Below are 18,934 nucleotides of genomic sequence, written 5' to 3' on the forward strand. Positions count from 1 at the left end.
GGGCATGACAACACCGACCAGGACGACACCAGCCGATAAGACACGGGTCGCCATCAACGGTTTCGGACGCATCGGCCGCAACGTGCTGCGCGCGGCGGCCGGCAGCGACGTGGAGATCGTCGCGATCAACGACCTGACCGACGCGGGCACCCTGGCGCACCTGCTGCGCTACGACAGCTCGCTGGGCCGGTTCGGCGGTGTGGTCGAGGCGCACGAGGACCATCTGGTCGTCGACGGCCGCCGCATCGAGGTGACCGCCGTGCGGACCCCGGCCGAGCTGCCCTGGAAGGACCTCGGCGTGGACGTGGCGCTGGAGTCGACCGGCCGGTTCACCGCCGCCGCGGACGCCCGGGCGCACCTGACCGCCGGCGCGCGCAAGGTGCTGGTCGGCGCGCCGTCCAGGGGCGCCGACCTGACCATCGCCTACGGGCTCAACCACGGTGACTACGACCCGGCCGTCCACGACGTGGTCTCGAACGCCTCGTGCACCACCAACGGCCTGGCCCCGCTCGCCTCGGTGCTGGACGACCTGGCAGGCATCGAGACCGGCTCGATGACCACCGTCCACGCGTACACCCAGGAGCAGAACCTGCAGGACGGCCCGCACCGCGACCTGCGCCGGGCGCGCGCCGCCGCACTCAACATCGCCCCGACCACGACCGGCGCGGCCACCGCGATCGGCCTGGTCCTGCCCCGGCTGGCGGGCCGGCTCACCGGGTACTCGGTGCGCGTCCCGGTGCCGGTCGGCTCCCTGGTCGAGCTCAACGCGATCGTCGAACGCCCGGTCACCGCCGAGGAGATCAACAGCGCGTTCGAGGCGGCCGCGGCCGGCCCGCTGCGCGGCATCCTGGAGTACGCCACGGATCCGCTGGTGTCCGCCGACATCACCGGCAACCCGGCCTCGTCGATCTTCGACTCGCTGCTGACCACGGCGAACGGCCGCCTGGTCAAGGTGGTCGCCTGGTACGACAACGAGTGGGGCTTCGCCAACCGGGTCGTCGACACGCTGTCCCTGCTGGGCCGCTGACCCCGCCGGCACGCCCGGCCCGGCGGCGACACGCCCCCACTCGGCGCGGGTGGGGGCGCCCGCCGGGCACGGCCCGGTATCTATGCTGTGCGGATGGCGGTCACCCTGGCAGATGTCGCCCGGCTGGCCGGGGTCTCCCCCGCCACCGTCTCCCGTGTCATCAACGACAGCGCCAAGAAGGTCGCGCCGCAGCTCCGCGAGCGCGTGCTGGCCGCCGTCGCCGAGCTGCACTACGTGCCGAACGCGCACGCGCAGAACGTCGCACGTCCCCGCAAGTCCGCGGTCGGGGTGATCGTGCACGACGTCTCCGACCCGTACTTCGCCGAGATCACCCGGGGCCTGCAACGGCAGGCGGCGGCGCACGGCCGGCTGCTGGTGATCTGCAACAGCTACCGGGAGCCGGAGCGCGAGCTGGCGTACGTGGCGCTGCTGCGGGCCCAGCAGGTGCACGCGCTGATCCTGGCCGGCTCCGGCTACCACGACGACGAGTTCACCGCTCGGCTCAACGGCGAGCTCAACGCGTACCAGCAGGGCGGCGGCCGGGTCGCGGTGATCGGCCGGCACGAGCTGGTCGGCAGCGCGGTGCTGCCGGCGAACGAGGCCGGGGCGTACGCGCTGGCCTGCCGCGTGCTGCGCCTCGGCCACCGCCGGATCGGGGTGATCGCCGGACCGCGCACGCTGACCACCACCACCGACCGGCTCTCCGGCGTCCGCCGGGCCGCCGCCGAGCTGGGCGTCCCGCTGCCGCCGGAACGGATCGTCCACGCCGACTTCACCCGGGACGGCGGCGCCGCCGCGGCGGGCGAGCTGCTCGCCGCCGCCCCCGACCTCACCGCGATCCTGGCGCTCAACGACTCGATGGCGGTCGGCACCCTGGCCACCCTGCGCGAGCGCGGCGTCGCGGCGCCGCAGCAGATCTCGGTGACCGGCTTCGACGACATGCCGATCGCCCGGGACGTCACGCCCGCGCTGAGCACGGTCCGGCTGCCGCTGGTCGGCATGGGTGAGCGCGCCATGGCGCTGGCGCTGGGCGACGAGGCCGTCCCGGTCTCCGAGCCCGCCCCCGCCGAGGTCGTCTGGCGCGCCAGCTGCGTGCCCCCGGCAACCTGAGCCACCCGCTGCCGGGCTCTCCCCGGCGCATTCCGCCGCGCCGCCGGTGAGCGGGTCAGTTCAGCAGCCAGCGTTGCAGGCCGGCGCCGTAGGGGGTGGCCGCCAGCAGGAGCAGGCCCAGCCAGAGTCCGCTGAAGACGGCCAGCCGGGCGGCGACCCGCCGGTCCCCGGCACGCCAGGCGTGCGCCAGCGTCACCGCCCCGAAGAGCAGCATCGCGAAGCTGAGCGGGTGCACCAGCCAGGCCACCAGCCGGCACACCCCGAAGATCCAGACCAGCGGGTTCGCCAGCGAGTCCGGTCCGAGCCCGGGCAACGACTCCTGCGGATCGCCGAGCCGCTCGGGTCCGGGGTGCAGGACCGCCCCGGCGTCGCCCACGCGCACCGCCGCGAGGATCAACACCCCGAAACTGCCTATCGCGTACGCCGTGAGCACCGCGAACTGCGTCCAGACGACCGCACGAGCGGCGGTGGAGGGCGGGCGCACCCGGTCGACGTCAGCCACCCCGGCAATGTACCCGGATCCCGCCCGGGCGCGCGCCACCCTCGACGCCCGCGGCCGGCCGCCCCGCCCGGGCCGCCGTCGACCGGCTGCGCGGGTCCCGCGTGAACGCCGAAGCGGCCCCGGAGGTCCGGAGCCGCTTCGCGGGCGGTGTGGCCGACCGGCGGCGGATCAGGCCGGCGTGTTCTCCGCGGCCTGGTCCTCGACCGCCGTCTTGATCCGGTCGGCCTGGATCTTGCTCTTGATGCCGGTCACCGCCTGCACCCGGTACCGGCTGAGCTTGCCGTTGGTGCGCAGGTGCTCGTGCAGCTGGGCGCCGTACTGTTCGAGGATCTCCTCGTCGCTGGGCCCGCGTCCGCCCTGCGGGCGGGGCAGCAGGTGGTGCCACGGCTGGTCGCCGGAGACCGGCTGCCCGCCGAGCGCCCCCAGGTAGTCGCTGACGAAGGCCCGGACGGTCACGTCGTCCAGCCGCGGGGCGCTCGGCGCGAGCACGACCGCCAGCTCGCGGGCGTCCTGCACGTCGCCCTCCTCCATCGCCTCCAGCAGCGCCGACCGCAGCTCCTCGATCGCCGCCATCCAGGCCGCCGAGCCCACCGGCGCGGCGACCGGCTCGGGGAGCAGGTCCCGCCACGGGTACGCGGCCTCACCGGGCTCGCCGTTCATCTCCCGGACGTAGTCGATGACGAACGCCCGCACCACACCCTCGCCCAGGTCCGGCACCCGCGGCGCGAGGGCCCGGGCCAGCTCGGCCACCCGGGGGTAGGTCATCTCCGCCAGGTTGTCGGCGTTGATCTCGCCGGCGACCAGCCGGCTGAGGCGTTCGACGGCGAGCCGCCACCACGGGGAGCCGACGATGGTGACCGCACGCTGGGCGCCGGTCGGGGTGGCCGCCCACGACGGCACCGGAGCCGGCGTGTCCCGGCCGGTCGAGCCGTTGCCGCCACCAGCCGTGCCGCCCCCGGCCGTGCCGGTGCCGCCGCCACCGGCCGAGGCGGGGCCGCCCCCGGCCGTGCCGCGACCTCCGCCGGTCGGGCCGGAGCCGTTGCCGCCACCGGTCGCGCCGGGACCGCCGGCCGCCGAGAGGTAGGGCCGCGGGGCGGCCGCCGGGGGCAGGGAACCGAGCACCGCGGGCACGGCCCCGGCGACGGACGCCGCGGCGCCGTCCTCGGCCGCGCGGCGCGGGGACGGGATCTCGGCCGTACCCGCGGGCGGGGTGACCGGCGCACCGGCCTGACCCCCGGCCGGTGCGGACGGCTCCTCGTCCGCCGGCTCGGACGCGGCCAGCCGGGCGCCCAGCGACGCCGGCGCGGCGACCGGCGACTCCGCGGTCGACGAGACCATGGCGGCGAGCTGCGCCACCGTCGGTGACACCGGCCCGGCCGGCGCCGCGGGCGCCGCAGCGGCCGATGCCGCCGGAGCGAGCGGCGCACCGGCAACTCCCGGCGCGGCGGGGCCGGTCGGCGCACCGGCAGCGGCGGGCGCAGCCGCAACGGCGGGCGCAGCGGCAACGGTGGGCGCAGCGGCAACGGTGGGCGCGGCGGCAACGGGCGGCGCGGCGGCGACCCCCGGCGCGGCCGCAACGACAGGCCCAGGGGCAACGGCTGGGCCACCGGCAACGAGCGGCGCACCGGCAACGGCCGGGGTGGCCGCAACGGCCGGGGTGGCCGGAGCGCCGGGCGCCGCCGGAACCACCGCGGCACCCGGAACCGCCGGGCTCGCCGAGACAGCGGGAGCCGCGGCGACGGCCTGTGCCGGGACCACCGGGAACGCCCCGGACGGAGCCGCCGGGAATGCCCGCGTCCCCACCGTCACCGGGGCGTCCAGCGAGGCGGCCGGCGGCACGGACTGGGCCGGCGCGACCGGCGGCGCGGGCCGGACCGCCGGGCGCGCCGGCTCGGCGGCGGCGAACGGCGCCGGCGCGCCCGCGGCGGCCGGCGAAGTGCCCGGGATGCCCGCGGCGGCCACCGCGGCGGGCAGGGTGACCGGCGCGCCGCCCGGCACGAGCAGGTCCATCACGCGCTGGATCCGGGCGAGCTGCCCGATCACCTCGTCGACCACCGGCTCGCCCGCGGTCCGGGCGTCCTTGAGCAGCCGGTTGCGCCACCACGACTTCGGCCAGCGGGCCGAGCTGACCCGGTGGTGGTTGACGACCATCCGGCGCACCTGGCGTTCCGCCGCCATCTTGACCAGGTCCGGGTCGTCGTCCGGGATCAGCCAGCCCCACCGCTCGGCCAGGCGGCGCGGGCTGTACGCGAACCGGCCGCGCCGCACCCGCTGCCCGGCCGCGGTGAGCGCCGCCCACCACATCAGGAAGATCACGCACGGCACCGCGAGCCGCAGCAGCTTCTCGGTGCCGGTGACCGCGTTGCTGGCCACGATGACACCGGAGACCGCGGCGATCAGCGCGGCGATCCACAGCATCGGGCCGGGGTGGCCGGGCGTCTCGATCCGGCCGTCCGGGCCGTAGACCGTGGTGTTGCGGTACTGCTCGGCGGCGAGGCTGGTGGCGGTCAGGAAGCAGATCTCGAAGACCGCGAAGACCAGCACCGCGAACACCTTGGGCAGGTGCAGCTGCTCGGTGGCGATCACCCACATGCCCTCGGCGTTGAGCAGCAGGGCCAGGTTCATGCTGAACGACAGCGCGATCGGCCGCAGCGGCCGGCCGGACCGCTTCGCCCAGATCGCGAAGCTGATCAGCAGCAGCACGCCGAGCAGGCCGGCGGCCAGCAGCACCAGCGCGGCGTAGTCCGCCCAGAAGCCGGCGATCTGGTCGTTGAGGTGCTTCATCCAGCAAGGCCCTTCATCGGATCCGGGAGGTACGCGTCGAGTGCCGCCGCGATCAGCGCGGAACGGTTGCCGGCGGTGTGCCGCCCGGCCAGTCCGTCGATCACCGCGAGGTTCGCCGGGTTCGGCCGGATCGACACCTGCACCCGGTCCTCACCGTGGTGGCGGCGGCCGGACCGCTGGGCCACGAAAAGGCCGTCCCGGGCGGTCCCGCCCGGCGGCCCGCCGGTGAGCTCGGCCAGGCGCGGGTGCGCGTCGTTCAGCGCGTCGAACACGATCTGGGTGTGCGAGCGGCCGGTCTCGGCGGCGTGCGCCCGGAGCCGGGATCGCAGGCCGACCGCGAGATACACGATCACGCTGCCGCCGGTGATCGTGCGTGCGCTGCCTGGCACGGCGGGCCCTCCTCGTCGTCGCGGCATTCTTGCCGGCGCGGATTTCTATCACGTAACCGGGGCACACGCGAAAACGAGTGCTATCCGATAGCGATCGGCGCGCCCGGACCGCCGGAAGCGGCGAAACCCGTGCCCGGCGCAGGAGGGCGCGGACCCGGCACTCGTGGCCGGACCGCCGCCGGCGTGGCCGATCCCGACCGGGTGGCGGCACGGCGAAGGGGCCCCGGAGGGCCCCTTCGCGTCGTGTGACCGGTCGTTCGACCGGCGGCGATCAGTCGTTCAGGGAGCAGGCGGACAGGCCCTCGGCGTTCAGGTCCGGCTTGGCCGCGGCGCGTCCGATCGCGGTCTCCATCCGGTTGATCGTGGCGAACCGCTTGTCCTGCAGCGGGCCGAGGATCGCGTTCCGGATGAAGTTCGGGCCATCCTGGCCGACCGTGCTGGCCAGCCGCTTGTTCGCCTCCTGGATCTGGGTGTTCAGCAGCGCCAGGTTCCGGTCGATCTCGGCCTTCGCCGACGCCGGGACCGCCACGTTGATCGGCACGGTCGGGCAGTTGACGGTCGGGGCGCCGCCCGCGGCCTCGGCCGGGTCCTGCGGCTGGACCGCGGTCTGCTCCGGCGCCGGGTCACCGCCGCCGTTCTGGTTGAGCGCGCAGGGCGCAAGGCCCTCGGCGTTCAGGTCCGGCTTGGCCGCGGCGCGCCCGATCGCGGTCTCCATCCGGTTGATCGTGGCGAACCGCTTGTCCTGCAGCGGGCCGAGGATCGCGTTCCGGATGAAGTTCGGGCCACCCTGGCCGACCGTGCTGGCCAGCCGCTTGTTCGCCTCCTGGATCTGGGTGTTCAGCAGCGCCAGGTTCCGGTCGATCTCGGCCTTCGCCGACGCCGGGACGGCCGGCAGCTTGTCCCCGACGGTCGGGCAGTTCACCGTGGGCACGCCGGTCGCCGCGCCGCCCGAACCGGTGTCGCCGGTCGAGCCGCCCGGCGCGGCCGTGGCCACCCCGGTCGGCTCCGGGGCCGCGTTGCCGCCGCCGTTGGCGTTCAGCGCGCAGGTGGCGAGCGAGTCGACCGGCAGGTTCGGCTTGGCCGCCGCCCGCCCGATCGAGATCGCGATCCGGTCGATGGTGGACGCCCGCTTGTCCTTGAGCGGGCCGAGGATCGCGTTCTGCACGAAGTTCGGGCCGCCCTGACCGACGCTGCCGGCCAGCCGCTTGTTCGCCTCCTGGATCTGGGTGTTCAGCAGCGCCAGGTTGCGCTCCACCTCGGCCTTGGCCGACGCCGGGACGGCCGGCAGCGACGGCGCGACCTGCGGGCAGTTCACGGTGGGGACGGCGTCCGAGGTGGCGGCGTTGGCCACTCCCAGTCCCACACCGACCAGGGCCACCGCGACGCCCGCGATGCCGGCGGCCCGCCAGCGCCGCACATCGGTTCCCGCCGCGTTGTTCCGGTAGCTCCGGTACCGCTTCATGTGTGTCGCCTTCCTGCTCGACCGTGTTTCTCATCCGGTCCTTACGGGAACGCTCCCACCGCGGATCGATCTAAAGAAAAACTTAAGGAACGGGGCGCTGCGCTCTTAAGCCGCCACGGCGGCCGCGCCCGCGCGGAAGTTCACCGGGATGTCGGCGCCGCCGGCGTCCGGCACGCCGTAGCCGTCGATCAGCAGCACGCTCGGCGGGCGGCCACCGTCGTCGTCGCGGGCGTACTCGCAGCGCCCGCACCAGGCCCGCCAGGTCGTCCTCGCCGGACGGGCTCCCGCCCCGCTCGACCGGACCGGTGGAGCGGCTGCGCTCGGGTCGGGCTGTGCCCGGCGCCACAGCATCGCATGTTGCTTCGAACTCGAAGCAGAGCTATCGTCGATCGCAGATGCTTCGAATTCGAAGCGAGACCGCCGTGAGAGGGAGCAGGACCATGAAGGCAGTGCGTTTCCACGAGTACGGCGACCCGACCGTGCTGCGCTACGAGGACGTCGAGAAGCCCGTCCCCGGCGCCGGTCAGGTACGGATCCGCGTCGCGGCGACGTCGTTCAACGGCGTCGACGCCAACATCCGCGGCGGGTTCATGCGCGGCCCGATCCCGGTGAGCCTGCCGCACACCCCGGGCATCGACGTCGCCGGCACGGTCGACGCGCTGGGCGACGGCGTGACCGGGGTGCAGACCGGTGACCGGGTGATCGGCTTCCTGCCGATGGCCGGGACCGGCGCCGCCGCGGAGTATGTCCTGGCGCCGGCCGAGGCGCTCACGCCGGCGCCCACACGCGTCCCGCTGACCGACGCCGCGGCGCTGCCGGTGGTGGGCCTGACCGCGTGGCAGGCGCTGTTCGACCACGCCGGGCTCACCAGCGGCCAGCGGGTCCTGATCAACGGCGCGGGCGGCGCGGTCGGCGGTTACGCCGTGCAGCTGGCCAAGCGGGCCGGCGCACACGTCATCGCCGTGGCCGGCCCGCGCAGCGGTGACCGGGTCAAGGCCGACGGCGCCGACGAGGTCGTCGACCACACCACCACCGACGTGACCGAGGCGGTGACCGAACCGGTCGACGTCGTGCTCAACCTGGCGCCGGTCGACCCGGCGCGGCTGGCCGTGCTGCCCGGCCTGATCCGTTCCGGCGGTGTCCTGGTGAACACGACCGTGTGGATGCCCGCGCCCTCCGATCAGCGGCGCGGCGTCCGGGGCATCGACCTCTTCGTCCGCAGCGACGCCGGCCAGCTGGCGCACCTGGTGGCTCTGGTCGACCGCGGCGAGCTGCGGGTCGAGGTGGCCCGGCGGGTGCCGCTGGACGAGCTGCCGGCCCTGCACGCCGAGGCCGCCGCGGGGGCCCTGCCCAACGGCAAGGTCGTCGTCGTCGCGCCCGCCGCCTGACTCCCCGATCGACCCCTGAAGGAGACGACCACCGATGATTCCGGACGACGACCCGTCCCGCTCGCTGACCGTGGCGAACCCGGACGACCCGAGCACGACGTACGTCTCGCTGGTGGGCAACACGTACGCCATGCTGATCACCGGCGAGCAGACCGACGGCCGCTACTGCCTGATCGACATGCGCGTGCCCGACGGTGGCGGCCCGCCCCCGCACCGGCACGACTTCGAGGAGATGTTCACGATCCTCGAGGGCGAGATCGAGTTCACGTTCCGCGGCGAGAAGCACACCGTACGGGCCGGGTCGACGATCAACGTGCCGGCCAACGCGCCGCACCACTTCCGCAACGTCTCGGGTGCGCCGGCCCGCATGCTGTGCATGTGCACCCCGGCCGGCCAGGACGAGTACTTCCTGCGCATCGGTGACGTGGTCGCCGGCAAGGACGCCCCGCCGCCCCAGCTGTCCGCGGACGAGCTCGCCGAGCGCCGCCGCCGCGCGGCCGAGTTGGCCCCGACGTACCGCAGCGAGTTCTGGTAGGTCCGGCGGCAGCCCGGTCACGCGCAGTCCGGGAACCCGGGAGTCAGCCGGGGCGATCCGGTACCACCACGGTGGCGCGTGGGCTCGCGGCTCGCCCGGCACGGCGAGGGAACGATTCGTCGGGACGTCCCGGCGGCCGATCTCCGGCCGGATCCTTGCCGGTACGACGGGCCGGGCCCCACGGGAGCGCACCGCGCCCGGTGCGGCGGCGCGTCGGGTGCGGGTGTCACGCGACGCGCCGCCGGGCTGCTCAGGTCGTACACGGAAAGGGTCGGGCGGCAGCGGGCCGCCCGCGTCTCACGCCGCGAGGTTGAGGCGGCCGGCGCCGGCCCGGGCGTCGACCACGGCCGGCACCTGCGCGGTCGGGGTCAGCGGGCCGGGCCGCAACGTCGGCGTCCAGCCGGCGTCGGCGCCCAGATCCGGGTCGTGGGTGGCGTTGTAGGCGGCGAGCAGGTCGACCGCGGAGACCGGGCCGGTGCCGATCCGGGTCAGCGTGCCGATCTCGGTGAGCGCCGTGCCGCCCCAGTCGTGGACCACCTCGTCCAGGGCGAGGTCGGCGCTGCGCAGCACGAAGTTGTTCTCCGCGTGGATCGCCGAGTGGACGCCGACGCCCCAGGAGTAGCTGTAGGTGTCCTCGTCGGTCGCGTAGTAGTAGTTGTCGTAGAGGTCGATCCGGCCGAACCGGACGCGCGGCGCACGCTGGCCGACGTTGGCGAACCTGTTGTGATGGATGGTGACGCGCAGCTTCCCGACGTCCGCGCCGACCGTGTTGGTGGAGCCGATCAGCATGGTCTTGTCGTGTTCCTGGAAGACGTTGTACGAGATCGTCACCAGGTCGGACGCCCGGATCACGTCGAGCGCGCCGTCGTGCACCTGGTACGGCCGCCCGAAGTGGGACGGTTGCGCCGAGTCGTCGTTGTCGCCGTCGCTGAACGTGTTGTGGTCGGCCCACACGTGCGTCGCCCCGGTCAGCGTGATCAGGTCGTACGCCGAGTTCCAGTTCCCGGTCGAGCCGTCGGTCGGGTCCCAGGCCGGGAAGCAGTCGGCGGCGTCCTCCAGCCGCAGGTTGCGCACGATCACGTTGTCCACGTTGGAGATCAGCAGGTTGAGGCCGCGCAGCCGGGCGTTGCCGAGGCCGAGGATGGTCGTGTTGGACGGCACCCGCAGCTGGACGTCGGCCGCCTGGTTGCGCGCCGACCGCACCCGGGCCTCCTCCAGCGGGCCGCTGGGCCGGGTGGCGCGGCCCCAGACCGCCGGGTCGTAGGCGGCCAGGTAGCCGGCCAGCGAGTACGCCGGGTCGGCGTACGACGCGCAGTCGCCGTCCGGCCGGATGGTGCCGGCGACCAGCACGATCCGCGGCGCGGTGTCGGTGCCGCCGAGCGCGGCGGCGAGCTCGGCACGGGTGCGCACCACGTACACGTGGTCGCCGGCGGCGGTGGCGCCGCCGGTGGTCCCGGAGCCGGAGGCGGCCCAGCCGTCGTTCGCGGGCAGGACCTCGCGGGCGGCGGCGGGCACCAGGTCGGTGGCGGATGCGGGGACGGTGGCGACGCCGGCGAGGAGGAGGCCGGACGTCACCGCGAGAGCGGTTCTCCGAAGCATGAGCGCTCCTATTCAGGAAACGGGTTCCAGATGCATCCAGGTGAAGATCAGCGGATCGGCGCCCTGGCTGATCAGGTGGTGGTCCTCACCCGGTTCGAACACCACGACGTCACCGGCCTGGAATCTGCCGGCCTCGGCGCCCTCGATCTCGATGGCGCCGCTGCCCTGCACGATGACGAAGACCTCGGGGACGGTGTGCACGTGCCGGCCCGGCTCGTCGTGGGTGCGCAAGCCCGGTTCGGCGTACACCCGGAACCCGCCGTTGCGCACCACGTGTCCGGGCAGCACGCTGGTGAACCGCGGGCCGCGGTGGTGGGCCCGCAGGTCAGCGAGGCTCAGTTTGCGCATGGGTGGTCGCTCCCCTCTCGAAGATCACCTGTTGCGGGCCGGCCGCCCAGGGAAGGTCGTGTTCGGACGGCAGCAGGCCGGTGGCGGCGACCTGCCGGACGAGTGCGTCGGCGCCGGGCAGGACCAGCCCGCCGCCGTCCGGGTGCGGTCGCAGGAACACCGCGGGGATCGCCACCGGCGGCGCCGACGCCGCGATGGCCTCGGCGACCGCGGTGAACGTCCGGGTCCGGTCCAGCGGGGCGACCAGGGGCGCGCCGCTGAGCAGGTTCTCCAGCAGCCCGACCCGCCCCGGCACCTCCCGCGGCGAGCTCTCCCCCGGCATCCGCAGCCGATCGGTCGGGTACTCCAGCACGGCGTCGCCGATGCGGATCTCGCCGGCCACGAACACCGGCGAGGCCAGCGTCACCGCGATCGTGATCCGCCGCCGGTCCGCCCCGGTCAGCCGCAGGAACGTGCAGTCGTCCGTCTCGATCGGGCGGGTCCGGTAGCGTTCCAGCTCCATCCGGACCGGCGGGAACCCGTCGGCGACGGCCAGCGCCTGCATCAGCGCGTGCGCGAACGGGTTGACCAGCGCCCCGTCGAACGCGGTCTGCCGCCCGGCCCACGGCGAGCGCCGGTAGTAGCTGTCCGGCCGCCACCACGCCCCGGCCGCGGACACCGGCTCGGCCTCGCCGGCGGTCGCCGCGCGCAGCCGGGCCAGCGCCGCCGAGCCGAGCGCCTGGAACCCCACCTGGCAGCGCCGGCCGCGCTCGCGCACCGCGGCGGCCAGCGTGTCGTGCTCGGCGAGCGTGGTGACCGGCGGTTTCTCCAGCAGCAGGTCGGCGCCGGCGGCCAGGCAGTCCAGCGCGATCGGCAGGTGGGTGTGCGGCGGCGTGCAGACGATCACGGCGTCCGGGCGGGCGGCGGCCAGCATCTCGCGGTGGTCGCCGAAGAACGGCACGCCCGGCTCGGGGTCGACCGGGTTGCGGTCGCACAGCGCGGCGATCTCCAGGACGCCGCGCCCGGCGAGGTCCCGCAGCGTACGCCGGTGCGAGATGCCGTGCCCGCCCGCGCCGATCAGCGCGACCCGGGGCGTCATCGGGCGGCCGCCGCGACGGTGGCCGCCGCCCCGTGCCGGGCCAGCTCCCCCGACCAGCGGATCAGCTCGGTGCGCAGGGCGGCGTCGGCGGCCAGCTCGGCCGGGAACACCTCGTGCACCCCGAGCAGCGCGTCGACCAAACCGCGCGGGGTGTCCGGCTGTCCGGCGAGCGCGGCACGGATCCGCCCGGCGAGCGGGTCGTCGAGCGGCAGGGCGGCGCCGTCGTCGGCGTACCCGCGGGCGAAGCGCATCCAGCCGGCCAGGACCAGCGCCGCCCACACCGGCACCGCCCCGGCCCGGCGGCGGTCGGCGATCGTGCCGAGCAGCCGGTGCGGCAGCTTCTGGGTGCCGTCCATGGCCACCTGGTGGGTACGGTGTCCCAGCTCCCGGTTCGCGAACCGGTTCAGGACGGTCTCGCCGTACCCGGTCACGGTCACCCCGGGCGGCGGGGTGACCGACGGCGCGATGTCCTCGGCCAGGAACCGGCGCAGCAGCACGCCCATCCCGGGCAGCTCCAGCGCGTCCGAGATCATCTCGCGGCCGGCCAGCGCGCCCAGGTACGCGCACGCCGAGTGCACCGAGTTGAGCGCGCGCAGCTTGAGCGTCTCCCACGGGGCGACGTCGGTGGTCAGGATCGCCCCGGCGGCGGCCCAGTCCGGCCGCCCGCCGGGGAACCGGTCCTCGATGACCCACTGGTGGAACGGCTCGGCCACGACCGGCACGCGGTCGCCGACACCGAGCGCGGCCGCCGCCCGCCGGACGTGGTCGGCGCTGGTCGCGGGCACGATCCGGTCCACCATGGTGGCCGGGAACGCCACGTCCGGGCCCAGGCCGGCCCCGGCCACCTCCAGGGCCTGCTCCACCAGGCCGCGGATCCGCGGCCCGTTGCTCTGCAGGTTGTCGCAGCACAGCACGGTCAGCGGCGCGCCGCCGGCGGCCCGGCGCGCGAGCAGTCCCCGGGCCAGCAGGGCGGGCACGCTGACCGGCGGGGCCGCGCCGGTCAGCTGGGCGCGCAGCTCGTCGTCGAGCAGCAGCCGCCCGTCCGGCCCGAGCCGGTACGCCTTCTCGGTCACGGTCAGCGACACGATCCGGATGCCCGGGTCGGCGATGGCGGCCAGCACGCCGTACGGGTCGCCGGCCGCGTGGGCCAGCCCGGACAGGATGCCGACCGCCCGGGCGTGGTCCCCGCCGTCGCCGAGGGTGAGCACGCTGTAGAGCCGGTCCTGGGCGCGCAGCCGGTCCAGGACGTCGCGGGATCGCGGGGCGACGCCGACGATGCCCCAGTCGCCGCCGGCCGCCGCGACCGCGGTCTCGGTGTAGACGGCCTGGTGGGCCCGGTGGAAGGCGCCCAGTCCCAGGTGCAAAATGCCCGGCCGCACGTCGCCGGGCGGGACCGCGGGGCGGCACTGCGCGGCGAGCCGGGGCAGGGCGGCGAGGCCGAGCATGGTGGTCACCGTCATGCCGGCCGGTCCAGCCGGAAGACCCTCTTCGGCAGGTGGTAGGCCAGGTCGGCGATGGTCTCGGCGGCCTCGTCGAGCGGCAGGCGCCCCTCGGCGACCAGGCGGGCCAGGAAACCGGCGTCGATCCGGCGGGCCACGTCGTGCCGGGCCGGGATGGAGCAGAACGCGCGGGTGTCGTCGACGAAACCGGCGGTGTTGTAGAAGCCGGCGGTCTCGGTGACCGTCTCGCGGAACCGGCGCAGGCCCTCCGGGCTGTCCAGGAACCACCAGGGCGCGCCGAGGTAGAGCGCGGAGTACCCGCCGGCCAGCGGGGCGAGCTCGCGGGTGAACGTGGTCTCGTCCAGGGTGTAGAGGACGATCCGCAGGCGCGGGTCGTCGCCGTGGGCGTCCAGCAGCGGGCGCAGCGCCTGGACGTACTCGGTGGCCGACGGGATGTCGCCGCCGACGTCGCGGCCGTGCCGGGCGTGCAGCGCCCGGTTGTGGTTGCGCACCGAGCCCGGGTGCAGCTGCATGACCAGGCCGTCGTCGAGGGACATCCGGGCGAACTCGAGGAGCATGTGGGCGCGGAACGCCTCGGCGTCGCGGGTGTCGGCGGCGCCGCCCAGGCCCTTGCGGTAGAGCACGGCCGCTTCGGCGGCGCCCAGATCGAGGGTGGCGGCACTCGGGTGGCCGTGGTCGGAGCTGGTGGCGCCGGCCGCGACGAACACCTCGCGGCGGGCCCGCAGGGCGGCCAGGAAGCCCGGGTACGTCCCCACGTCCTGCCCGGTGAGCTCGCCGAGCGCGGCGACCCGGTCGGCCCAGCCGGCCCACTCCATGTCGACCAGGTCGTCCGGCCGGAACGTGGTGATCACCCGGCCGCCCGGGCCGCCCCAGCCGTCGGCGGCGAGTTTCGCGTGCGCCGCCAGGTCGTCGATCGGGCTCTCGGTGGTGGCCAGCACCTCGATGTTGAACCGGGTGAACAGCGCGCGGGGCCGGTACGCCGGCTCGGCCAGCCGGGCGGCGAGCTCGTCGTAGATCTCGTCGGCGGTGTCCGGGCCGAGCCGGCGGGTGATGCCGAAGACGTCGGCGAACACCTTCTCGGTCCACAGCCGCGACGGCGTGCCGCGGAACAGGTGCCAGTGCTGCGCGAGCAGCCGCCAGATGGCCCGGCCGTCCGTCTCCACCTCGCTGCCGTCGATGCTCGGCACGCCCAGCCGGGCGGGCGGGACACCCTGGCTGGCCAGCATCCGGGTGACGTAGTGGTCGGGCACCACGAACAGCCGGGCCGGATCCCCGAACGGCTCGTCGTCGGCCAGCAACGCCGGGTCGACGTGGCCGTGCGGGCTGATCAGCGGCAGGTCGCGGGCGTGGGCGTAGAGCTCACGGGCGATCTGGCGCCGGGTCGCCTCGGCGGGGAAGAGATGGTCTGGGTCGGTCACCTGATCTCCTCAAGATCTAGGAGGTCTTGCACACGGACGGCCTGGCCGGTTGCCAGCGATTCGTTGGCGGCCAGGCCGGTGAGCAGGGCACGGGCGCCGTCCACGGCGTTCGCCGTCCGGCGCAGCGGGTCGGCGGGCGCGTCCGGCCGGATGAGGTCGGCGAGCATCCGCACGTCGGCTCCCCCGTGCCCCTGCCGGGAGTACCCGTCCACCGTGATCTCCCGCGGCGGGGCCCAGAAGGGCCGCACCAGCAGGCGCCGTGACCCCTGCTCGGCGGTCGACAGCGAGCCGGGCTCGCCCTTGACCGCGCCGGCCGCGGCGGGCGCGACGTGATCGGTCTCCACCACCTCCAGCTCCAGGCGGCCCCGGCTGCCGTTGAACATCACCCGGTAGCCCTCCCACGGGGCGTACGCGGTGAGGTGGTAGCTCATCGAGGCGCCCCGGGCATACTTCACCAGCACGGCCATGTCGTCCTCGATGGTCACCCCGGGCGCGAAGACGTTGCGGTCGCGCAGATAGCCGTCGTGCTGCTCGGCTTCCAGATAGAGCTCGCGCATCGCCGGTTCGTCGGCGATGCGCAGCGCGAACGGGTCGCCCTCGGCGGCGGCCGCGCCGTGCGCGCGCTCGTAGTCGCGGGCGTACCCGTGCCGGCGGCCGGCCTCGCCGTAGAAGAACAGCCGGCCGGCCGCGAAGACCTGCTCGGGCGTGTCGTCCAGCCACCAGTTGACCAGGTCGAAGTGGTGGCCGGCCTTGTGCACGAGCAGGCCGCCGGAGTTGGCCTTGTCCCGGTGCCAGCGGCGGAAGTAGTCGGCGCCGTGCCGGACGTCGAGCAACCACTCGAAGTGCACCGAGCCGATCTCGCCGATCTCCCCGGACGCCAGGATCCGCTTCACCGCCTCGTGCAGCGGGTGGTAGCGGTAGTTGAAGGTGACCCGGACGCTGCGGCCGGTGCGCCGCTGCGCGGACAGGATGCGGCGGCAGCCGGCCACGTCGACGGTCATCGGCTTCTCGGTGACCGCGTCGCAGCCGGCCTCCAGCGCGGCGACCAGGTACCGGTCGTGGTAGCGGTCCACGGTGGTGACCAGGGCGACGTCGACGCGCTCGCGTGTGAGCATCTCGGTGAAGTCGGCGGCGTCGTACACCGGCACCGGACGGGCGAGTCGCCGGTTGTGGACGGCCGGGCGGGCCGGGTTGGTGTCGGCGAGCGCGACCAGCTCGGCCACGTCGGCGTGGTCGGTGGTGAGCGCCCGGATGAACATCCCGGCCCGGGCGCCGGCGCCCACCAGGGCAAAGCGGAGCATTCCGTCGTCTCCGTTCGGCAAACGTTTGCAACAGATTAGGAACGAGACCACGACGCAAGTCAATGGACCAACCATATTTGCCCCATTTTGCGGGATCTACGTCATGCCCCGGCAACAGTGATGACATCGAAGGGCGTTGACACTTCAGCAACCGTTTGCATTAATGGCTCCACCAGAGAGAGCCGGATCACATTCCGAGCAGGAGGCATCGTGGCCGTGACCATCCGGGACGTCGCCAAGGCGTCCGGAGTGCACATCTCCACGGTGTCGCGCACCTTCTCGGCGCCGCACCTGGTCAACCCCGAGACCCGCACGCGGGTGCTGGCCACCGCGGAGGAACTGGGCTACCGCCCGAACCGGGCCGCCCGGGCGCTGATCACCGGGCGCACCCACAACATCGGCCTGATCGTGGCCGACATCGCGAACCCCTTCTTCCCACCCATGATCAAGGCGGCCGAGACCCACGCCCGGCGACGTGACTACCATGTCTTCGTCGCCGACACCGACGAGGACCCGGTCGTCGAGACCGACCTCGTCCGGGCCCTGGCCAAGCAGGTCGACGGGATCCTGCTCTGCAGCCCCCGGATGAGCGACGACCAGATCGAGCAGCTGCGCCGCGAGGTGCCGCTGGTCGTCGTGAACCGCCTGATCGACGGGCTTCCGGCGGTGGTGATGGACGTCGGCGCGGGCGCTCGCTCGGCCGTACGCCATCTCGTCGACCTGGGCCACCGCCACCTCGCCTACCTGTCCGGTCCGCGCGGGTCGTGGACCAACCGGGAGATCCGCCGAGCCGCCGGGGCCGCCGCCCGGGCCGCCGGCGCGGAACTCACCGTCCTCGGCCCGCACCAGCCGGTGTCCTCGGCCGGTGCGGACACCTGCGAGGCGGTGCTCGCCACCGGCGCCACCGCGGTGCTCGCCTACAACGACCTGATGGCCATCGGCCTGCTCCAGTCGTTGCAGGACCGCGGTGTCGCCGTGCCGGAGCAGATCAGTGTCGTCGGCTTCGACGACATCGCGACCAGCGCTCTGGTACGACCCACGCTCACCACCGTGGCGAACCCGACCGCGGCCGCCGGGCGCGCCGCCGTCGACATGCTGCTCCAGCAGGGCGACGACGGCGCCACCGGACAGGTCACGCTCCGGACCGATCTGGTCATCCGCAACTCCACCGGGCCCGGGCCGTACGCCCCGGCCGGCGCGACCACCGCTCAGGTCGCCGCATACGTCAAGGAGTGACCCATCCCCATGACCGCACCTCGAATGTTGCGCGGCCTCGTGGCCGCTGTGATCGCCATGCCGCTGGCGCTGCTCGGCGCCTGCGGCGGTGACGACGGCTCGGGCAGCGACGGCAAGACCGAGCTCACCTTCTTCTGGTGGGGCGGCGAGGCCCGCGCCAAGCTGACCGAGCAGGCCCTGGCGCTCTACAAGCAGAAGCACCCGGACGTCACGTTCAAGACGACCTGGCAGGCCAACCAGGGCTACTTCGACAAGCTGGCCACGCTCACCGCCGGCGACGGCGCCCCGGACATCTTCCAGATCGACGACAACTACCTCGCCGAGTACGCCACCCGCAACGTCACCGAGGACCTCACCAGGTACAAGGACTCCGGCAAACTGGATGTGAGCAGGTTCCCGGAGAGCCTCTGGAAGTACGGCGTGGTCGGCGACAAACTCGCCGGCATGGCGATGGGCGAGAACACCCAGGGCCTGGTCTTCAACAAGACCAAGCTGGCGGCCGCCAGGCAGGAGCCGCCCAGGACCGGGATGAGCTGGGAAGAGCTGATCAGCTGGGCGCAGAGGGCCGGCGCCGCCACCAAGGTCGCCGGCACCATGGACCCCAGCGCCGACTACAAGGCGCTCTGGGTGTGGCTGCGGCAGAACGGCAAGGAGTTCTACACCGGCAATCAGCTCGGCTTCGCCAAGGAGGACGTGCAGAAGTGGTTCGAGCTGTGGAAGGGCGCCCGGGACGCCAAGGCCACCCCGCCCGCCGACGTGATCCACGAGGGCAACGCCACCGACATCACCAAGCAGCTGGTGGTCACCGGCAAGGCGCTCACCTCCTGGGTGTGGGCCAACCAGATGCCGGACATCCAGAAGAACACCAAGGACGAGCTGGGCGTGGTCGCGTACCCGGGTGACCCGTCCGCGCAGTGGGCGCGCGCCTCGATGTACCTGTCGGTCTACCGCGGCAGCAAGCACAAGGACGTCGCCGTCGACGTACTCAACTTCCTGGCCAACGACCCGGAGGCGGGCAAAGTGCTGGGCACCGACCGCGGCCTGCCGTCCAACCTGGACATCCGCAAGCAGGTGGCCGCGTCGGTGACCGACCCGGCGATGAAGGCCTCGATCGCCCTGGAGGACGAGCTGGTCAAGAAGTTCGGCGCGTCGCCGAGTGTGCCGCCGAAGGGCCACGCCACGGTCAAGACCGAACTGGTCAAGGCCGCCGAGGCCGCCCAGTTCGGCACCGCCACCCCGGCCCAGGCCGCGGAGCAGTTCGTCACGGCGGCCCAGGCCGCGATCAGCCGGTGAGCAA

The 18,934-nt window shown here is 74.1% G+C and carries 17 protein-coding genes; 6 read left to right on the forward strand and 11 right to left on the reverse strand.

Annotated elements, in window-relative coordinates:
* Positions 1–4 precede the first annotated feature (4 nt).
* Positions 5–1,027 (forward strand): type I glyceraldehyde-3-phosphate dehydrogenase, encoded by a 1,023-nt coding sequence (gene gap, locus ACTEI_RS22175; protein ID WP_122982332.1) that lies wholly within the window; start codon positions 5–7, stop codon positions 1,025–1,027.
* Between the two features lie 93 nt (positions 1,028–1,120).
* Positions 1,121–2,137, forward strand: coding sequence for a LacI family DNA-binding transcriptional regulator (locus ACTEI_RS22180; RefSeq protein ID WP_122979405.1), 1,017 nt, complete (start codon positions 1,121–1,123; stop codon positions 2,135–2,137).
* Positions 2,138–2,192: 55 nt separating this feature from the next.
* Here ACTEI_RS22180 and ACTEI_RS22185 read toward each other — a convergent pair whose 3' ends face one another.
* From ACTEI_RS22185 to ACTEI_RS37245, 5 genes are all read right to left on the reverse strand, one after another.
* Positions 2,193–2,639, reverse strand: coding sequence for a hypothetical protein (locus ACTEI_RS22185; RefSeq protein WP_145830885.1), 447 nt, complete (start codon positions 2,637–2,639; stop codon positions 2,193–2,195).
* 168 nt (positions 2,640–2,807) lie between these two features.
* On the reverse strand, positions 2,808–5,423 hold the full coding sequence (locus tag ACTEI_RS37840) for an MFS transporter (RefSeq protein WP_187645913.1): 2,616 nt from the start codon (positions 5,421–5,423) through the stop codon (positions 2,808–2,810).
* A complete protein-coding gene (locus ACTEI_RS22200; protein WP_122979407.1) occupies positions 5,420–5,812 on the reverse strand; it encodes a hypothetical protein in 393 nt (130 codons plus the stop codon). The genes ACTEI_RS37840 and ACTEI_RS22200 overlap by 4 nt, the downstream gene beginning before the upstream one ends.
* 271 nt (positions 5,813–6,083) lie before the next feature.
* Positions 6,084–7,274 (reverse strand): hypothetical protein, encoded by a 1,191-nt coding sequence (locus ACTEI_RS22205; protein WP_122979408.1) that lies wholly within the window; start codon positions 7,272–7,274, stop codon positions 6,084–6,086.
* A gap of 105 nt (positions 7,275–7,379) precedes the next feature.
* Positions 7,380–7,625: a hypothetical protein gene (locus ACTEI_RS37245; RefSeq protein ID WP_145830886.1), complete on the reverse strand. Its 246-nt coding sequence runs from the start codon at positions 7,623–7,625 to the stop codon at positions 7,380–7,382.
* A gap of 89 nt (positions 7,626–7,714) precedes the next feature.
* Between ACTEI_RS37245 and ACTEI_RS22210 the strand changes: the two genes are divergently transcribed.
* Together ACTEI_RS22210 and ACTEI_RS22215 are read left to right on the forward strand one after the other, a co-directional pair.
* Positions 7,715–8,662, forward strand: a complete 948-nt coding sequence (locus ACTEI_RS22210) for an NADP-dependent oxidoreductase (protein WP_122979409.1) — start codon at positions 7,715–7,717, stop codon at positions 8,660–8,662.
* A 34-nt stretch (positions 8,663–8,696) separates the two neighbouring features.
* Entirely contained in the window at positions 8,697–9,197 is a 501-nt protein-coding gene (locus ACTEI_RS22215) for a cupin domain-containing protein (RefSeq protein WP_122979410.1), read from the forward strand.
* A 297-nt stretch (positions 9,198–9,494) separates the two neighbouring features.
* Here the strand turns inward: ACTEI_RS22215 and ACTEI_RS22220 are convergent, their stop codons facing one another.
* The 6 genes from ACTEI_RS22220 to ACTEI_RS22245 are packed head-to-tail and all read right to left on the reverse strand — an operon-like array spanning position 9,495 to position 16,401.
* Positions 9,495–10,796, reverse strand: a complete 1,302-nt coding sequence (locus ACTEI_RS22220; RefSeq protein ID WP_122979411.1) for a pectate lyase family protein — start codon at positions 10,794–10,796, stop codon at positions 9,495–9,497.
* A gap of 12 nt (positions 10,797–10,808) precedes the next feature.
* Positions 10,809–11,144 (reverse strand): cupin domain-containing protein, encoded by a 336-nt coding sequence (locus ACTEI_RS22225; protein WP_122979412.1) that lies wholly within the window; start codon positions 11,142–11,144, stop codon positions 10,809–10,811.
* Positions 11,122–12,222 carry a Gfo/Idh/MocA family protein gene (locus ACTEI_RS22230; RefSeq protein ID WP_122979413.1) on the reverse strand — a complete coding sequence of 367 codons (1,101 nt, stop codon included), beginning with the start codon at positions 12,220–12,222 and terminating at the stop codon, positions 11,122–11,124. Before ACTEI_RS22230 ends, ACTEI_RS22225 begins: the two co-directional genes overlap by 23 nt.
* Positions 12,219–13,682, reverse strand: coding sequence for a mannitol dehydrogenase family protein (locus ACTEI_RS22235; RefSeq protein WP_122979414.1), 1,464 nt, complete (start codon positions 13,680–13,682; stop codon positions 12,219–12,221). The genes ACTEI_RS22230 and ACTEI_RS22235 overlap by 4 nt, the downstream gene beginning before the upstream one ends.
* Positions 13,679–15,100 (reverse strand): glucuronate isomerase, encoded by a 1,422-nt coding sequence (gene uxaC, locus ACTEI_RS22240; RefSeq protein WP_122979415.1) that lies wholly within the window; start codon positions 15,098–15,100, stop codon positions 13,679–13,681. Before uxaC ends, ACTEI_RS22235 begins: the two co-directional genes overlap by 4 nt.
* On the reverse strand, positions 15,097–16,401 hold the full coding sequence (locus tag ACTEI_RS22245) for a Gfo/Idh/MocA family protein (RefSeq protein WP_122979416.1): 1,305 nt from the start codon (positions 16,399–16,401) through the stop codon (positions 15,097–15,099). The genes uxaC and ACTEI_RS22245 overlap by 4 nt, the downstream gene beginning before the upstream one ends.
* Before the next feature lie 210 nt (positions 16,402–16,611).
* Between ACTEI_RS22245 and ACTEI_RS22250 the strand changes: the two genes are divergently transcribed.
* The gene (locus ACTEI_RS22250; RefSeq protein WP_122979417.1) at positions 16,612–17,637 is read left to right on the forward strand and encodes a LacI family DNA-binding transcriptional regulator; all 1,026 of its coding nucleotides are present in this window, start codon (positions 16,612–16,614) and stop codon (positions 17,635–17,637) included.
* Positions 17,638–17,646: 9 nt separating this feature from the next.
* On the forward strand, positions 17,647–18,930 hold the full coding sequence (locus ACTEI_RS22255) for an ABC transporter substrate-binding protein (protein WP_122979418.1): 1,284 nt from the start codon (positions 17,647–17,649) through the stop codon (positions 18,928–18,930).
* The last annotated feature ends 4 nt before the right edge of the window (positions 18,931–18,934 follow it).

It is taken from the genome of Actinoplanes teichomyceticus ATCC 31121, from assembly GCF_003711105.1.
Classification (GTDB): Bacteria; Actinomycetota; Actinomycetes; order Mycobacteriales; family Micromonosporaceae; genus Actinoplanes; species Actinoplanes teichomyceticus.

Bases quoted from the DNA above. Each gene is read 5' to 3' on its own strand.
- gap (WP_122982332.1), top strand. From the start codon at position 5: ATGACAACACCGACCAGGACGACACCAGCCGATAAGACACGGGTCGCC.
- ACTEI_RS22180 (WP_122979405.1), top strand. From the start codon at position 1,121: ATGGCGGTCACCCTGGCAGATGTCGCCCGGCTGGCCGGGGTCTCCCCC.
- ACTEI_RS37840 (WP_187645913.1), bottom strand. From the start codon at position 5,423: ATGAAGCACCTCAACGACCAGATCGCCGGCTTCTGGGCGGACTACGCC.
- ACTEI_RS22205 (WP_122979408.1), bottom strand. From the start codon at position 7,274: ATGAAGCGGTACCGGAGCTACCGGAACAACGCGGCGGGAACCGATGTG.
- ACTEI_RS37245 (WP_145830886.1), bottom strand. From the start codon at position 7,625: ATGCTGTGGCGCCGGGCACAGCCCGACCCGAGCGCAGCCGCTCCACCG.
- ACTEI_RS22210 (WP_122979409.1), top strand. From the start codon at position 7,715: ATGAAGGCAGTGCGTTTCCACGAGTACGGCGACCCGACCGTGCTGCGC.
- ACTEI_RS22215 (WP_122979410.1), top strand. From the start codon at position 8,697: ATGATTCCGGACGACGACCCGTCCCGCTCGCTGACCGTGGCGAACCCG.
- ACTEI_RS22220 (WP_122979411.1), bottom strand. From the start codon at position 10,796: ATGCTTCGGAGAACCGCTCTCGCGGTGACGTCCGGCCTCCTCCTCGCC.
- ACTEI_RS22225 (WP_122979412.1), bottom strand. From the start codon at position 11,144: ATGCGCAAACTGAGCCTCGCTGACCTGCGGGCCCACCACCGCGGCCCG.
- ACTEI_RS22230 (WP_122979413.1), bottom strand. From the start codon at position 12,222: ATGACGCCCCGGGTCGCGCTGATCGGCGCGGGCGGGCACGGCATCTCG.
- ACTEI_RS22235 (WP_122979414.1), bottom strand. From the start codon at position 13,682: ATGACGGTGACCACCATGCTCGGCCTCGCCGCCCTGCCCCGGCTCGCC.
- ACTEI_RS22245 (WP_122979416.1), bottom strand. From the start codon at position 16,401: ATGCTCCGCTTTGCCCTGGTGGGCGCCGGCGCCCGGGCCGGGATGTTC.
- ACTEI_RS22255 (WP_122979418.1), top strand. From the start codon at position 17,647: ATGACCGCACCTCGAATGTTGCGCGGCCTCGTGGCCGCTGTGATCGCC.